This window comes from Thermosphaera sp. (genome assembly GCF_059755995.1).
The window spans coordinates 1-14,978 of the sequence record NZ_DBOUKL010000036.1 but is presented as its reverse complement, the minus strand read 5'-3'; the positions used below and the strand labels follow the sequence as shown (position 1 = coordinate 14,978).

Here is a 14,978-nt window from a genome sequence, read left to right as displayed (position 1 = left end):
ATTCATGGGGGAATCCTCGACGTGCTCGCAGCATTCAACAGTATCTTCCGGAAGCACGGTGTTAAAGCATTACACGATTACAGCACGTGGAGCAGGACAAGGACTATTAAGCTGGGGGAGGCAACGGGTTTCGTGGGCGAGCTCGAAGACTACTATAAAGGTATTGGAGCAGGATTAGCCGATGCCTTTAAATCCAGGGCTCCAGGAGTCAGGAACGTTACCCTAATATTTTCGAAACCTCTTGCCTACAAGTATGGAGTGGTAGCCACGGTGCTCAGGGATAACGGGTACTTCGTTAACCTACCTGGCGATTAGGTATTTTACTCCTCCCCAACATTCCAATATTACAGCGCAGGGGTTTCCATGCATAGGAAAGTGTTTGTGGTAGCTTTGTTGATGCTTGCCACGTTTTCGCTCAGCATGCTCTACACTGCTTACAACGAGGACTTTGACGCCAGGATCGCGGAGTATGTTGAAAGAATTGCGGAGCTGGAGGCTAAGCATGTTGATGCTAGCAGCGTTGTAGATAAGCTTAATGAAGCTGTTAAAGCATTTGAGCAGGGTGACCATGCCAGGGCTGGCTTAATCCTCAGCGAGGTTGACACGATGATCGCGGATCTTGAGGAGGGTTCTCAGCAAGCATACCTCCTCCACACAGCCTCGAAGGCTGCTTCCGTGGCTGTTCTCGCCCTCATTCCTCTCCTAGTTTACACTCTGCTTCCACGCGCTTACATCTACTTATGGTTTAAAACCAGGAGGAAGTGGGTTGTGAGGGAGTATTAGCATGATCATGGATGAGGAAGTATTCGCCGTAGTCCTCGCTGTCTCGATCATCGGTGCTGTGCTCGGGATAGCCTTGATTCTGAGGCCGGAGAACCCTGAACCCTTCACGGCAATCGGCCTGCTCAACCAGGACTGTAAAATAGGGGAGTACCCTAGCAATGTTCTCAACGGGTCGACACTGGACCTGTGCATATACGTGTTCAACAACCTGGGACGCACAGGGTATTTTAAAGTAGTCTACAAGATCGCAACGGGTGAAACCCTACCCTCGAACACCACGGAGTCGCCAGCCCCGGTTCTCAAGGAATGGAGGCTGGTTCTAGCTCACAACGAGTCGTGGGAAACCCCTGTTAAAATCCCAGTGTACTCCCCCACCCTTCCCTCCAGGGTTGCACTGGTTTTCGAGCTCTGGGTTCACAATACTGGGGAGGGCTGGGTTTACACTGGCAGGTGGGTTCACCTATACGTGAACGTTACACAGTGGTAGTTATGAAGCGCGAGATCACTCTAGAGGAGTATGTTGCGAAGCTAGGGAAGAAGAGCAGGTGGAAAGCGCTGAAAACTGCTTACGAGAATGCCTCACGTGGAAGGATAAGGCTGGTGGACCCCGATCCTCCTAAAACCCTTGGAAGCTACATCCTCAGGCTAGACTACTCCGCATGGTTCTGGACCCTGATCATCTTAACCATCGCAACGGCAGCCACAGTCTACGCCAGCGGCATCATGCCTACTCTAACACCGCTGAGGTACCTGCTCGGGACAGTATACGTTCTCTTCCTACCAGGATACGTACTCGTAGAGGCCTTGTACCCAGGTGAGGATGATTTAAAACCCCTTGAAAGACTCGCACTCTCAATAGGCCTATCCCTCGCCGTAATCCCCTTGATAGGCCTCCTCCTCAACTACACTCCCTGGGGGATCCGTCTGGACCCGTTGATAACAGCACTCACACTATACAACACGGCAATAGGCCTAGTAGCTGCTGAAAGAAAACACAAGGTTGTTAAGAAAAAACTCCAAGCCTACCCGAGCCCCTGAGCCAGCGGCAACCAATTGATGCAGTGGTTTCACGTCTTACGCCTCCCTAAACCCAGAGTAGTATAATTCCCTGGTCAGCTACAGAGAGGGCGGGCCTTGGACGTTTCCCAGTCGCGCAACCATTAAGATTACATAGCAGGGTTTTTCCACAGCGCTCCAAGCAGTCCCGGGCTGCTTGGGCAGATAAGAAGTCGGGAATGGGTGTTAAAAAAGGTTTGTGAAAGAGAGCTTACTCCTCTTCAATCTTCTTCGTATATATGTTACTAATGCTCCGCCGGTGCCGGCAACTGCTAGTGAAACGATGACGGGCTCAGGAATAGGCATTGGCTGCAGGGTTTCCGGATAATTGCTCGACACGTAGTATGCGACGAGATCGTTGCCCTCTACAGCAAAGACTACCACTGTTCCAGGTGATCCGCCTGGCAACACAACCATGTTCACCGGTATATTGCTAACGCTATCGTCTGTGCTAACCGGTATGACGAAACTCCCGATGCCGCCGTCCTCCCCGACCAGTGCCAGGAACAGGTCGTAGTTGCTCGTGCCGAGATCCCTTACCGAGTACGCTACAGGGAACAACCCTGCTCCTGCATCATAGGCTACTCTAACATAGCTGGAGCTCCTGTCAGCCAGGGAGACCAGGCCCGTGTTCGAGCCATCAGGACTAACCAGCGTGATGTTAACATAGCCTCTTGCACTGTAGGCAAGCAACCACTTCCCGCTACCTCCCGCAATCCACGGGTAATAGGTTGTAGCGGAACCATAATCATACAAAGATATGCGAGATACAATCTTAGTATCTAAATCGAAAACAGCGTATGCCAGCGCGCTGGAGTTTTCATTATAAGCGGTCAACAAGTAACGGCCACTACCGAGCAGTGCAGTGTACATTGGGTAGACGTTGTAGTAGGAGTAGCTACCAGTCATATCAGGCTCTGGCCCTTGATCACCGGTCCTGGAGTCAATGGTGTAGGTGAATATAAAGAAGCCTAATGTACTATGAGAATTTCCATGAATACCTATGATGTTGTGATCGGTTGTTTTATTCCTAGCAACTACGAGGAACGATTTGGTTACATTATCAAATATTAAACCGCCCATAACGTCTACTCCAATCTTTACGTCAGCCGCAGGTGCTCCAGCTAGATTTACATTAGCGAATCTGTTGGTATATTGGGGCGTCAAGTCTAAGAGGTTTAATGTATACCTGGATACAGAGGTGGTCTGCTTGCCGTACCTATAATCCACCATCTAGTGCCGTTGGAGTGTTCGAAGAATGCGACTAACGGATGGTTCTGATAAGTATCCAGGTAGATATGTTGTGGCTGTGTAGGAGTGCCTGTTACTGGCACGAAGCTGTACAGTACAACTCTACTATTACCACTTCTGGTGAGGTTTGTCCACGCTACCATGAAGCCTGTTTCATTAGCCGCTATGTCCAACATCCCGCGCCATACGTTGGCGTACCAGTCAGATCCCTTATCTGGACCGTAGTCGTAGCTGTTGACGATGTTCCCCTCTCTGTCCAGTATTCTAACATGCAGTGTATAGTCTCCACCGTAATCCGAGAATGCTACTCCAATGTAGTTTCCATCAGGTGTGACGGCTACTCTAACACCCCAGGAAGTACTGTTAGCTATTGCCCCACTGTGCAGGGGTATCCTGGTTATGGTTGGTAGTTTCTCATTTTGTATCGGGTATTCTATGTACAGGTTCCACTGTGAAGGATCAAAGTCGTTTGGATAGTCCTCTACTACAGCGTGGTTGTTGTCAATCATCCACTTGTTTACGTTTAACAAGTGGGTTGTGTTCTCCCTTACATAGGCTACTGCTATAACTCTTCCTTCACCGTCTACGCCCCCAGCTTTGTCTATGTCCAGATATACTACTCCTCCATGCTGTGCTAGTAGATTGGTTAAGGCCTGCTTTGCCTGCTGTCCTTCAGAGGTATCAAGCTCCGGCGCGTCAATATCTGCTAGCCTGACAACCGTCCTGTACTCTCCCCCTACGTAGACCGGCGGGGATATGCAGAACGTGTCCCCGTCCACCACTTCTGTGACAACTACCCTGGCATGCGGGAAGTCGCCGTGAACGCCCACAGGATCTGGTGATGCTGCAAGCGGGGTTAGAGTTGTTAGCAGGATTAGGAGAGTTAAAATAGGGATAGGTTTAATACTCACGAGTATTCAACCTCTCTAAATATTATTTTAGGTATATATTGTATAAAAGCATTTAATATAAAATCCCAGGTTTTCCGCGAACCTTAAGCATCCATTCCTGAGCATTCAGGAGCAAACGCGTTTAGACGCCTATTTCCGGTAAATGCTCAGTGCTCTAAACACGGGAGGGGGTTTGTTGATGCTGAAGTTTACCCGGGATCAAGCAGGCACCTCCGTGCCGGGTTATTTCCCAGAATCGCCGCGTAATCCAGGGATTCCCCTTCTTTAAAGTTTCGTCGAAACTGTGTAATCCAGGGACCGGCCATTCGAAGTTTTCAACCGCTCTAAACATAGGGAATCCAGGCCTTCTTCATGTTTTCACAATGTATTTACTCCATACCTGATAGGCTGGTTTAGGACTGGAGGCATCCAGCCTTTCTTGGCGTGATTGCAGAGCCTGTATCAACACTTCTTTTTAAGCCTTAGAACACTCTTAGGATGGGGAACTAACGTCTCGTATGCTGATTTTGATGTGAAAACCTGGTGTTTAATGCTGGTGTTTTTAAGAGAACGCGGGCCCGCGGGGATTCGAACCCCGGGCCTCCGGCTTAGGAGGCCGGCGCCCTATCCTGGCTAGGCAACGGGCCCTCCTCAGTATTGGGATTATGTTGTCTTGTTTATAAGTGTTTACCTCGACAGCCCGTCACGGGATTGGGGAGTGTTCTCCATTACACCTTCTAAACGTTAATATAGCTTTGAATCGTAAGTAATAATAGAGGTGCATGTTATGATTGTCACGCCTTCATCACAGGCTGATTTAGCGGGTTCTTTCAGCAAGATGCGTGAAGGCCTTCTCTACGGTATCATAGGCTCAGTCTTAGCCGGGGCCTCCCTGATGTTCCTTCTCTTCGGGATGCTAGCCTCCACCGCCTCCAGCGGCGATGGAGGAGGTGCCTCAGCATTAGGGGTGTTGCTGGCCAGCGTGGTAGGAGTCTTAATAGGAGGAGTACTGTGGCTGTGGGGTTTCTACGGGAAATTCATCCCTGGGGTAGAAGAGCTTAGGAAAGCCCGGCCCGAGTACTCGACAGCCGCCACGTTGATCAGGATAGGCTTCATCTGGGGGTTAGTACTAGTCATCATAGGTGTAATCCTGACGTTGATATTGATTGGAATACTCCTAGTGTTAATAGGCTACATCCTGCTGATACTTGGATACGTTGGAATGATCATCCTATGCTTCAACCTCAACTCGAGCGAGGGCAACAGCCTCTACCTGGTAGCAGGCATCCTCCTCATCATAGGAATATTCATCCCAATCCTATCATTCATCGCATACATTCTCATGTACGTAGCGCTGGGAGACGCCGTCAGAAAATACAGCACCATGCAACCACCCCCGCCGGCAACCCCTCAACCCAGCCCAGCCCTTCCCCCGCCAGTATAATTTTTTAAACTACCTCCCAACCTTTCTGATAACGGGGAAACCCGTAGTCATTCTTAAGTTTTTAATAAGGTCATGGTTTATCATGATAGTAAGGAGGGGGCCGTAGTCTAGCCTGGCTAGGATGCGGGGCTTGGGCCCCCGTGACCCGGGGTTCAAATCCCCGCGGCCCCATCTCAAGGCTTGATGAAACCGCTAGAAACTGAGAAATGATGATCTTTCAGCGGACTGACCTGGAAACATTTAAAAAACCATGCGATATAGGGTTTTCACGGTTGAGACGGATTGCACGAGGCAGGCTTACCTGATGATTTAAGCTTTATACTCGGAGAGGTTAAATCCTTAAGCGTTGAGAAGAGGAGCATACACGAACTGCTCCTGGCAATGGCTGACACAGCCTTCCAGGGGAGGGCTTTAGGGGAGGCCTACAAGGTTTTGCTGGAAATGTTCAAGGACCCCGAGAACACTATTTTCCTAGGCCTGGCCGGCTCGCTCAGCACGGCCGGGATGTGGAGGATTGTGAAGTGGCTTGTGGAGCAGAGGTATGTTGACATCGTCGTCTCAACAGGAGCGGTCATTAGCGAGGATATTTTCGAGGCAATGGGGTTTAAATACTATAAAACCCTGCCCACCGTTGACGATGAGAAGCTGTTGAAACACAAGTACGACAGATTCTACGATACCGTGGCAAGCGAGCTGGAGTACAGGGAGATGGAGAAGCTCATAGGAGAGTTCGTCGAAACACTCCCGCCGGGAAAGCCCTTCTCGACCGCTGAATTCCTACACGAGTTCGGTAAATGGCTTAGCGAGAAAGGAATAGACTGCATTGTCTCAGCAGCATACAGGGCTGGAGTACCCGTTTTCTCCCCAGCCCTAGTTGACAGTGCTTACGGTATGGCAACCCTCCTCGCCTACAGGAAGGGACACAAGGTTGTAATAGACATGGTGAAGGATTTCAGCGATATTGTCGAGCTGGGGAAGCGCTCCAGAAAGCTCTCAGCAATATACGTAGGGGGAGGGGTTCCCAAGGACTACGTCAACCTCGTCACCGTGGCGCAAACCCTCATAGGAGAGTATGAGGAAGGGGTTCACGACTACTACAAGTCTCTCGAATACGTTGTACAGTTCACAACCGATGCGCCCCAGTGGGGAGGGCTGAGCGGGGCAACCCTTGAAGAAGCTGTGAGCTGGGGTAAGGTATCTCCTGTTGCAAGGAAGAGGACTGTTTACGTTGACGCTACAATAGCCCTACCGTTAATCTCTCACGCATTGTTGGAGAGCGGGGTTAGAAGAGCTAGGCCTTTCGACACCTCATGGTTCTTCCAGCGCCGAGGCTAGACTAGCGATAGAAGAATCGCTGCCACAGCCAGCGGGTAAGCATATTTCAGCAGGAACGCTACAGCCTGCTCTGGCTTATACCTTGGAAGGATCGAGTCAGCGACCACCAGGATTGTGAAAACCACTATGGTTTTCAGGTAAACCACGAGCGCTGAGGCCATCCAGTTTGAAGGGTCGGCAGGCCAGACTCCTCCTAGGAACAATACTGCAAATATCATTGGCATAACGATTCTTTCAGCGAACTTGAGGAAGAAGCCGAAGGCAAGCCTGGGGCCGCCGAGCTCTGTAAAAACCCCCCAGTATATTTCAGACTCAGCCTCCGCAGTGTCAAAAGGCTTAACCATGAGGGCTCCGAGCATGCCTAGGAAGCCCGATATTGTTGCAAGGATCATCGCTATTGATTCTGAAAACCCGGATGTCCAAGCACCAGCCGCTCTCAGAGAGGTGAGGTAGATGCTGAAATCGCCTCCTGTTCTCGAGGAGATTATCAGCGGAACTAAGAGGGATGCGGCGAAAACAGGCTCTGAGACGGCGAGGACTGCGAGGAACCTGGCAGCGCCAATGGTTGTGTAGGGGTTTGGGTGAGCCACTGCAAGGTATGCTATTGCAAAGGGAGCTATGAGGAGGAAGTAGAGCACTGCTATAGCATCGTATCTCGCATAGATCGGGCTGTAAGCCACGGGTAGTGCAAGCTGGGCTACTATTAAGACACCTATCCCAAGGCTTACAACGATTACAGGGCTGTGCATTAGCGAGTACTTGTTAACCATGTCCCTCTTAGCCACCAGCTTTAAGAGATCTGCTAGAGGTTGCAGTATACCGGCAGGGCCGGCATGAATAGGGCCCCTCCTGAACTGTATTCTCGCCGATAGTTTTCGAGCCAGCCACTGAGTAAATATTATTAGGATTATGGTGAAGACTAGGCCCGGGTAGACCAGCGCTTGGATTATGAGATCTAGGATGCCGGCCATCCACTACCACCCCAGCAGGAAGGATGCAGCGACAAGGGCTGCGAGGAAAATAAGCGCGAGCAGGTACCATGAACTGATTTCTCGGCTGAAGGATTCAAGCCTCAGCACCCTCCTCCCCAGCGCTCTCCTAAGAATGTCCTTGAGAATCCTGATCGCTGAGAGCCTAAGGGGTTCGTCAACAACGAAGCCTCCCATCACTATTAAACCTGATACATCATCTCTCTGCTCAGGTGTTTTAGAAGCGGCTAGTTTCTGAAAAACCACGTAGAAAACGAGATATACTGTAAGCCCTGTTAAGACCGCCATCCCAGTATATATTATGGTGAACTCGTACACATCCATCATAACCACCTGCTACTCGAAGATTTTAGATACGTCTTTCTCAAACACCTCGGAAACACTTTTCCTAGCCTCCTGGTCCTCGAGGGCCTGGGCGTTGATCCAGTGAACATAGAACAGCTTCCTATCCTCGTCAACATCGATCACCACTGTTCCCGGAGTGTTTGTTATCGAGTTCGCTATTGAGACAATCGAGTACTCGCTGCTAACACCGTAGGGAACTCTTACAATAGCTGGCTTGTATTTAGCACTAGGCTTAAGAATGAGCTTAATCACCTCCCAATGAGCCTTAGCCTCTACAACAGTGAAGTATTTGACAAGGTAGGCTACAGCCCTGGAAAACCTTGCTATCGAGAGCTTCCCAGGGTTTCTCACAAGGTCCTGCCCAAGCAGTAGCGACACGCCTAGGCCGGTTAGCAGGGCTATACCAACCTCTAGCACCCCGTAGGAGCCTGTGTAAACCAGGTATATTAAGGCTAGCAGTAGGGTTGGAATTATAGCGGAAACCTTACCCACCGCTCTCAACCTCCTTCAACTTAGTCGTTATCAAAGAACCATACTCCCTTGCAATCCGGATGGAGATTGCAGCTAGGAGCAGTAAGACTGATAAGCCGATGACTATTGCGGTGACTATCAGGACCTGTGGAACAGGGTCAACGCTTCCTGCGGAGAACATGGAGATTTGACCAGCCTCAGGGAACACAGGGTTCTCGAGACTTCCGCCGGGGTAGACTGGCGGGGTGGTTGACGATAGCGTGTAGCCAAGGTATACTAGGAGCACGTATATCGCGTCGCCGAGGATTGTGAACAGAGCCATTTTCTTAACCAGGTGGGGCCTGGAGGCGATGCCGTAGATAGAGAACCCTATTGTCAGGGTCAATGTGAAGCCTATATAGTACCATAAAGCCTCCTCGATCACTTGCCAACACCTCCCTTCTCAAACTCTGCGGTTAAATAGTAGAGTGCGAGAGTGAAGCCCGTTAAGACTGCAAGGTATTCGGCAATGTTATAAATAAATATGGAGCCCGAGAGTAGCATTTTGAAAAACGGGGTTTCTATGAGAGCTGGGTAGCTGAAGCCTGTCCCAGGCTTCCCCAGGTTCTGGAACAAGTATGCTTCCACGTTCACAGCTCTAGAGTATATAACTGGTAGCAACCCGGTTAAACCGATCAACGATACGCCGAGGGCTCTCAGGAATAAGAGCCTCTCGCCTTTGAACCCTAGCATGGTTAAACGCTGGCTTGAGAAAGCCAGCATTAAAATCAGCGGGGCTACGACAAATACCGAGCCGCCTTGGAAGCCTCCCCCGGGTGTTACATGCCCGTGGACGGCGACAGATACGCTTACAACAACTATGACCGGTGCGAGAATCCTTGACACAAGCCTAACTATCACTGTGGAGGCTTGGGTTTTAGCAATCGCCTGACGGGTTCCAGCTATTAATGAGAGGGATGCAACTATTGCTAGGAAGAGGACGCTTGTCTCGAAGAACGTGTCAAACCCTCTTTGATCCCATATTACTGCTGTAACAACTTCGAAACTCATTGAAGTAAGGATGGAGCTTTGGAGAGGTATGACTGTGAGAAGCGTTTCAGCTAAGCCCGTGAGCCCTCTTTCAGGGCTGAGCATTCCCAGAGAGTAAGCCAGCGTGAAAATCAAAACCCCTATCGAAACCGGGATTAAAACCTCAAGCCTCCTCATACCTCTCACCCTTCGAGAGCACGTAGAGAAGTATAACCGTGTTCAGCCCAAGGCCTATGGCAACGTAGGCTATTAGCAGGTCAGGCGCCAGGAAGATTGAAAGTATGAGAGCGTAGAACACGGATTCAACACCAGCCAACACCACGGCTTTGGCAACATCCTTCTCCTGGACAACCACTATTGTTGATATCAAGGCAAGGGTTGCAGCTAAGGATGCGAGGATAAGCATTATCATTTCTTCTCACCCTTCTCCAAATCCTCCCTCAACCTGTCCGCAACCACGCTGGGCTCAGCCTCCCTCGACCTGTAAACCCCCCTTGCAAGGGCATGGGAGCCTGCTGGAACACCCAGGGCTATAACAGCTGCAGCGACCAGGGATACCCCTGAGAACACGGCTTTAAGCCAGAATTCAACATCGAGCCCTAGGACTGTAAACGCTACGCCTATAAGCGGGTAGAAGCCTCCCCCGATGGCTCCTACGGTGGCAGCGTGGAGCCTAGTGTAGAACTCTTTAAACTTGAAGAAGCCTAAGGACGCGACTATGTCCAATACTCCGCCGACAGCGAGGAGACTGATGCCCAGGTAGAAAAGCAGTTGATCAATCACCTAGCCCACCTCTTCTCCAGGTATTTCGCAACGATAAGGTCGAGCAGGAATATCCAGGCGCCGAGCGGTATAACTCCCACTAACAGGTAGGGAGACCTGTAGTGCAGGGCGACAAGCATCATTAAAACGATCAAGTCAACCGTTAACGCGTCAATAGCTAGGACAGCGTCACCGAGGTTTTTCGAGGTGAAAACCCTTATTGAGTAAACGATCATCGCCACGGTGAACAATCCTATTAGAAACGGGGTTACAGAGGCCAGGGATTCCACCGCTACCATTACTCCTCACCCTTGCTTGTGGTTGCCTCGCCTTTTGAGAGAGCACCCCCGCTGTAAGCCTTGGTGAACAATTCCTTGGTCACTGTAACCCTGCCCAACGGCTCCTTGAGCTGTAGAGGCTGTTTGAAAGTAGTGTCCTTGTTTGTGGTGAATAGCTCGTAGCCTGTGACAGTGGTCATCGAGAGAGCTCCTACCGGGCAGTATTCAACGCAAAGTCCGCAGAAAGTGCACTTTGAGTGGTCTATTCTCGGGAATCTCCTCCTAGGGTTCTGGGGGTAGTTGCCTTCAACTGAAACCATGTCTATGCATGCTGCCGGGCAGACCTGCTGGCACATGCTACAGCCGGTGCATTTAAGCATGTCTAGGACATGGGCTCCCCTAATCCTTTCTGTTTTAAACGGGTTTGACTTCCTCGGGACTAGACGGGTGTAGGGTTTGCTGGCAAGGTGTTTCAAGGATTTAACCAGTGTAGGCAACACCATGCGAATCACCTGTCCAGGTCGGGCGGGCAGGGGTCCAGGGATGCAAGGATCACGGGGAAGTCGGCAATAGTCACCTCTTCCCTGGAGACAATGTGGTCAACCACTGTTGTTAGAAGAGGCATTGACATGCTTCTCAGCCTCACCCTGTAGGGCTTCCTGCCTCCCTGGCTGATGATGTGGATCATGTACTCGCCCCTTGCTGACTCAACCCTGGCTACTCCCTCGCCTACGGGAGCGGTGAGCCCGAGCTTAACCCTGAGGGGCTCGCCGGGCCTAACCTCGTCGAGCGCCTGCCTTATTATTAAGAGGGATTGATGTATCTCCTTGAACCTTACGACAGCCCTGTCGTAGGAGTCGCCCGATGCTCCGACAGGTACCTCGAACCTTACCTTGTCATAGTTTAAGTAGGGTGCGTGAACCCTTAAATCATACCTCAGCCCTGAAGCCCTCAGCACGGGGCCAGTAACCCCCAGGTTTAAAGCATCCTCAATCGATAGCTTGCCCAGTCCTTTCAACCTGGCCTTGAAAATGCTGTTTCCCAGTAAAGCTTCCTCCACATCCCTGGCCTTCTCCTCCACGAACTCTACAACGCGCGTTGTCTCCTCCTTAAAGTTCTCTGGGAGCGAGTACCTGATGCCTCCTGGTACGCTGAGGTTGTGGTAAACCCTGTGCCCGGAAATCCTCGCGAACCATTTCAGAATCTCCTCCCTAGCGGCGACAGCCCAGTAGGCCGGGGTCCGCAGGCCAATGCTCCCGCCTATGAAGTGGCTCCAGAACAGGTGGGATGCTATCCTGCCCATTTCAGCCTGGATCATCCTGAGCCATTTAGCGTTCTCAGGTATCTCAGCCTTGTAAATATCTTCAACAGCTAGCGAGTAGGCGATTTCAAGGTGGTCAGGGTCTTCGACGCAGAACCTGTAGCTCATTGCAACATTCATCTCCCAAGTCCTGTTCTCCATCATTTTTTCAAAACCCCTGTGGAGGAATCCCGGGACAACCTCTGCTTTAACAACCCTGTCACCGTCCAGCCAGAGCTTGTAGGCAATGTTGCCGGGAACCCCGGGGTGCTGGGGTCCGAAGTAGACTACCTGGTAGCCACTACCTTCCATACTTGTAGCCTCCATACATTGTTTTAACCACGAAGCCCGCCGTGTCAACATCCTTCCTAAGAGGCGGGGGTCCCTCCCAGTTGCCTTCAAGTATCCACTTTCTAAGCAAGGGGTGGTTCTCGAATAAAACACCCATCATCTCGTAAACCTCTCTCTCAATGTAGAGGGCTAGGGGGAAGATGTCGTGCACGCTTTCAACGGTGGGATTCGCCCTCGGAGTGTATGTTTTAACCCATTTCTGCTCGCCTGTCCCAGGGTTTTCAAGAATATAGTAGAGCTCTATCACTCCTTTATCAGGGTAGTCAACCGTGTTGATGTTGATGAAGAGGCTGAACCCTTGATCCTTAAGCTCTTTCAAAACCATCTTTAACTTCTCTCTTTCAACGCTTAGCTTGCAGATTTTATGCTTAGCGGAGGCTTCGTAGCACTCGGGGTATGACGGGTTGAAAACATAGTTAACGGGTTCGCCCGCTTGCTTAGAAGCCTTATCCAGGTACTCCTTAAGCCACTGCTTCTCAAGCTCCTCATACCTTGCTATCTTCTCGAAAGCATCAGGCTTTATCCGTGAAACATGTGTCTCAAGCCCGGAGGTGGCGATTTTCCTCCTTAAATACTCCAGCATGCTGAAGTAGTCGTCAGGCATTGGCATGCAGCCTGGAACCCATCCCTCAACATCCACGAACTCGTCAAGCCTCTTGTAGGTGGCGTAGCTGTCCCAGTATAACCCGCCTGTTGCGGTGCAGTTGCATCCAGCCGCAACCAGCCTGGGCTCTGGAACCTGCCTATACATATTGAGGAATAGCTTAACCGTTTTCTTGGTTAGATAGCCCATTCCAACGTAGAGGTCGCTCTGCCTAGGGGTTGGTGCAGGCATGTACCCGTATCTCTCCCAGTCTAAAGGAGACATTACTATGGGAGGAAACTCCACCGCTCCGCATGCTGAGCAGTAGTGTATCATCCACATACTCCTGCTACGCGCCCATTTAACAAGCTTGTCAAGCAAGCTCATAGCGAACCACCCTCGCAATACAGGATTCCGCTTATCTCTGAGAGGTAGTCAATCCTTCCAGCCGTTATCGAGTTTGAAGCCGATGAGATTAATGGTTCGATCGAGAAAGCGTAGACAACTCCGAGCACTATTGTGAGAGCAGTGAGGAGCAGTAGATAGGTTTTAAGGGCTTTGGGAACAAGCTTCAAACCCTCCCTTGGAGGAGCAAGAATCATCGCCGATACTGCTTTAATGAAAGCTGTTAAAGCAAGAAGTGATCCAGCAAGCGAGGTGAAAAGAGCCAGCGGAACAGTCACGTCCGCGTTCAAAGAGTTGAAGAGGTTTACGTAAACACCTAGCTTAGCGATGAAGAAAATGGTAGGGGGCAGCCCTGTCACGGCTGCCGCTCCAACTATTAATCCAGCTTGAAGTATTCTCGAAGACCTGAGAGAGCCCTCAACGTTCTCGAACACGTCAGTACCGTATGAACTCCTACCCCAGCCTGCCGTTAAGAAGAGCAGGGGCTTCACTACTGCATGGGCCAGTATGTAGGCTAAGGCCACTTCTACGCCAGGTGGTCCGAGAGACAGTGCTATTGCAACATAGCCCGAATCCATTACCACGGTGTAGGATATGGTTTTTGAAAAGCTCCTAGAGTATAGCGCTCCCAAACCCCCTATTACAATGCTGGCTATTCCAAGGATTCTTAAAGAGTATTCTAGAATAGGGTTCAACCCGTTTAAAACCGTGTAGACAATCCTGGTCAACGCGTAGTATGCAACTCCCTCGGAAACCCCTGCTAGAAGCGAGGCCGTCACCGGCCCCGTGGAGGAGTAGGCTGGGGGAAGCCAGAAGTGGAGTGGTACGAGAGCCTCATCCACAACCAGTCCCCAGAAAAGTAAAAGAGAAAGGGTTTGCAAGGCTTCGACAGGGTTTTGAGAAAGCCCCCTGCTACATGCTGTGAAACCCTGCTGTATCAAACCCATGTGACCAATGTTAAGGGTTCCCGTGGCGAAGTATATTAGAACCGCCCCCATGAAGAAGAGAAGACCGCCTACGCCTGCAACCATGGCGTAGTCGAAGGCGGACCTATAAGATTGCTTAGAACCTCCTAGCGCTATAAGCCCGTAGGTGGAAACCAGCATCACCTCCATCATCACGAACATGTTGAACAAGTCTCCTGTGTACAAGACCCCGGTGAACCCTGCCAGGAGGCCTAGGTACAGGGCCAGGTAGTACTCGTCACTCTCAGGCTGTAGAACAGGTATTAGGGGAAATAGGAGAAGACCCAGGCCTGACGCGATGACCGCTAGGAAGGCTGAAAACTCGTCGGCAACGTATGTGATGCCTATGGGAGGAGGGAAGCCTCCGAGCTCATAATAGAGGATGCCGGAATCCCTCACCGCTAAGTAAGTTGATAAGGAAAAGATGAAGGATGCGGAAACATAGCCAAGAGCGTAAATCCTTGAAAACACCTTCCTAGCCTTAAACACCTTGAAAAACACTAGAGTGAAAGCTCCGAAAACCAGGAGGTAAGGGGTGAGGGCGGGCAACACGCTCACAGAGACCATTAGGTTCACCAAACCTAACATTTTCTACAATAACAGGCTATTTAAACCTTATTTCTCGGAAGATCCACGCGTTGAAACACCACATCCAGATCGTCTTCGCTTATTAGGATGAGTGCGGCGGCCGGGATTTGAACCCGGGATTTCCGGCGTGGCCGGCCGGCGCCCTCCTTCAGG

Annotated in this window: 20 protein-coding genes and 2 tRNA genes; 7 read left to right on the top strand and 15 right to left on the bottom strand. The window is 50.8% G+C overall.

Features of this window, described 5'->3' with window-relative positions:
- From AC3OH0_RS04020 to AC3OH0_RS04005, 4 genes are all read left to right on the top strand, one after another.
- Positions 1-315: hypothetical protein (locus AC3OH0_RS04020; RefSeq protein ID WP_498344845.1), on the top strand; the 315-nt coding region annotated here is incomplete at its 5' end.
- 48 nt (positions 316-363) lie between these two features.
- Positions 364-783, top strand: a complete 420-nt coding sequence (locus tag AC3OH0_RS04015; RefSeq protein ID WP_193436687.1) for a hypothetical protein — start codon at positions 364-366, stop codon at positions 781-783.
- Position 784: 1 nt separating this feature from the next.
- Entirely contained in the window at positions 785-1,270 is a 486-nt protein-coding gene (locus tag AC3OH0_RS04010) for a DUF1616 domain-containing protein (protein ID WP_193436686.1), read from the top strand.
- 2 nt (positions 1,271-1,272) lie between these two features.
- On the top strand, positions 1,273-1,821 hold the full coding sequence (locus AC3OH0_RS04005; RefSeq protein ID WP_193436685.1) for a DUF8471 domain-containing protein: 549 nt from the start codon (positions 1,273-1,275) through the stop codon (positions 1,819-1,821).
- 204 nt (positions 1,822-2,025) lie between these two features.
- Here AC3OH0_RS04005 and AC3OH0_RS04000 read toward each other — a convergent pair whose 3' ends face one another.
- From AC3OH0_RS04000 to AC3OH0_RS03990, 3 genes are all read right to left on the bottom strand, one after another.
- Positions 2,026-3,072, bottom strand: coding sequence for a hypothetical protein (locus AC3OH0_RS04000; RefSeq protein ID WP_498344844.1), 1,047 nt, complete (start codon positions 3,070-3,072; stop codon positions 2,026-2,028).
- A complete protein-coding gene (locus tag AC3OH0_RS03995) occupies positions 3,018-4,001 on the bottom strand; it encodes a thermonuclease family protein (protein WP_498344843.1) in 984 nt (327 codons plus the stop codon). The genes AC3OH0_RS04000 and AC3OH0_RS03995 overlap by 55 nt, the downstream gene beginning before the upstream one ends.
- Before the next feature lie 552 nt (positions 4,002-4,553).
- Positions 4,554-4,628 (bottom strand) — tRNA-Arg (locus AC3OH0_RS03990).
- A gap of 139 nt (positions 4,629-4,767) precedes the next feature.
- Here AC3OH0_RS03990 and AC3OH0_RS03985 point away from each other — a divergent pair.
- The 3 genes from AC3OH0_RS03985 (at position 4,768) to AC3OH0_RS03975 (ending at position 6,759) form a co-directional block, all read left to right on the top strand.
- Positions 4,768-5,424: a DUF973 family protein gene (locus AC3OH0_RS03985; protein ID WP_193436682.1), complete on the top strand. Its 657-nt coding sequence runs from the start codon at positions 4,768-4,770 to the stop codon at positions 5,422-5,424.
- A 96-nt stretch (positions 5,425-5,520) separates the two neighbouring features.
- Positions 5,521-5,595 (top strand) — tRNA-Pro (locus AC3OH0_RS03980).
- A 111-nt stretch (positions 5,596-5,706) separates the two neighbouring features.
- On the top strand, positions 5,707-6,759 hold the full coding sequence (locus AC3OH0_RS03975; protein WP_193436681.1) for a deoxyhypusine synthase: 1,053 nt from the start codon (positions 5,707-5,709) through the stop codon (positions 6,757-6,759).
- Here the strand turns inward: AC3OH0_RS03975 and AC3OH0_RS03970 are convergent.
- From AC3OH0_RS03970 to AC3OH0_RS03915, 12 genes are read right to left on the bottom strand one after another with little or no spacing between them, the layout of a single operon-like run.
- The gene (locus tag AC3OH0_RS03970) at positions 6,756-7,730 is read right to left on the bottom strand and encodes a complex I subunit 1/NuoH family protein (protein ID WP_193436680.1); all 975 of its coding nucleotides are present in this window, start codon (positions 7,728-7,730) and stop codon (positions 6,756-6,758) included. The genes AC3OH0_RS03975 and AC3OH0_RS03970 overlap by 4 nt on opposite strands.
- A gap of 3 nt (positions 7,731-7,733) precedes the next feature.
- Entirely contained in the window at positions 7,734-8,072 is a 339-nt protein-coding gene (locus AC3OH0_RS03965) for a hypothetical protein (protein ID WP_193436679.1), read from the bottom strand.
- A gap of 12 nt (positions 8,073-8,084) precedes the next feature.
- Entirely contained in the window at positions 8,085-8,585 is a 501-nt protein-coding gene (locus tag AC3OH0_RS03960) for a Na+/H+ antiporter subunit E (RefSeq protein WP_193436678.1), read from the bottom strand.
- The gene (locus AC3OH0_RS03955) at positions 8,578-8,988 is read right to left on the bottom strand and encodes a sodium:proton antiporter (protein WP_193436677.1); all 411 of its coding nucleotides are present in this window, start codon (positions 8,986-8,988) and stop codon (positions 8,578-8,580) included. Before AC3OH0_RS03955 ends, AC3OH0_RS03960 begins: the two co-directional genes overlap by 8 nt.
- Entirely contained in the window at positions 8,985-9,770 is a 786-nt protein-coding gene (locus AC3OH0_RS03950) for an MnhB domain-containing protein (protein WP_193436676.1), read from the bottom strand. Before AC3OH0_RS03950 ends, AC3OH0_RS03955 begins: the two co-directional genes overlap by 4 nt.
- The gene (locus AC3OH0_RS03945) at positions 9,757-10,005 is read right to left on the bottom strand and encodes a Na(+)/H(+) antiporter subunit B (protein WP_227410913.1); all 249 of its coding nucleotides are present in this window, start codon (positions 10,003-10,005) and stop codon (positions 9,757-9,759) included. Before AC3OH0_RS03945 ends, AC3OH0_RS03950 begins: the two co-directional genes overlap by 14 nt.
- Positions 10,002-10,376 (bottom strand): monovalent cation/H(+) antiporter subunit G, encoded by a 375-nt coding sequence (mnhG, locus tag AC3OH0_RS03940; protein WP_193436675.1) that lies wholly within the window; start codon positions 10,374-10,376, stop codon positions 10,002-10,004. Before mnhG ends, AC3OH0_RS03945 begins: the two co-directional genes overlap by 4 nt.
- Entirely contained in the window at positions 10,373-10,654 is a 282-nt protein-coding gene (locus tag AC3OH0_RS03935) for an MrpF/PhaF family protein (protein ID WP_498344842.1), read from the bottom strand. The genes mnhG and AC3OH0_RS03935 overlap by 4 nt, the downstream gene beginning before the upstream one ends.
- Positions 10,654-11,136, bottom strand: a complete 483-nt coding sequence (locus AC3OH0_RS03930; RefSeq protein ID WP_193436673.1) for an NADH-quinone oxidoreductase subunit I — start codon at positions 11,134-11,136, stop codon at positions 10,654-10,656. Before AC3OH0_RS03930 ends, AC3OH0_RS03935 begins: the two co-directional genes overlap by 1 nt.
- A gap of 5 nt (positions 11,137-11,141) precedes the next feature.
- A complete protein-coding gene (locus AC3OH0_RS03925) occupies positions 11,142-12,260 on the bottom strand; it encodes an NADH-quinone oxidoreductase subunit D (protein ID WP_498344841.1) in 1,119 nt (372 codons plus the stop codon).
- Positions 12,235-13,254 (bottom strand): NADH-quinone oxidoreductase subunit NuoB, encoded by a 1,020-nt coding sequence (gene nuoB / locus AC3OH0_RS03920; protein WP_498344840.1) that lies wholly within the window; start codon positions 13,252-13,254, stop codon positions 12,235-12,237. The genes AC3OH0_RS03925 and nuoB overlap by 26 nt, the downstream gene beginning before the upstream one ends.
- On the bottom strand, positions 13,251-14,804 hold the full coding sequence (locus tag AC3OH0_RS03915) for a complex I subunit 5 family protein (RefSeq protein WP_498344839.1): 1,554 nt from the start codon (positions 14,802-14,804) through the stop codon (positions 13,251-13,253). The genes nuoB and AC3OH0_RS03915 overlap by 4 nt, the downstream gene beginning before the upstream one ends.
- Positions 14,805-14,978 lie beyond the last annotated feature (174 nt).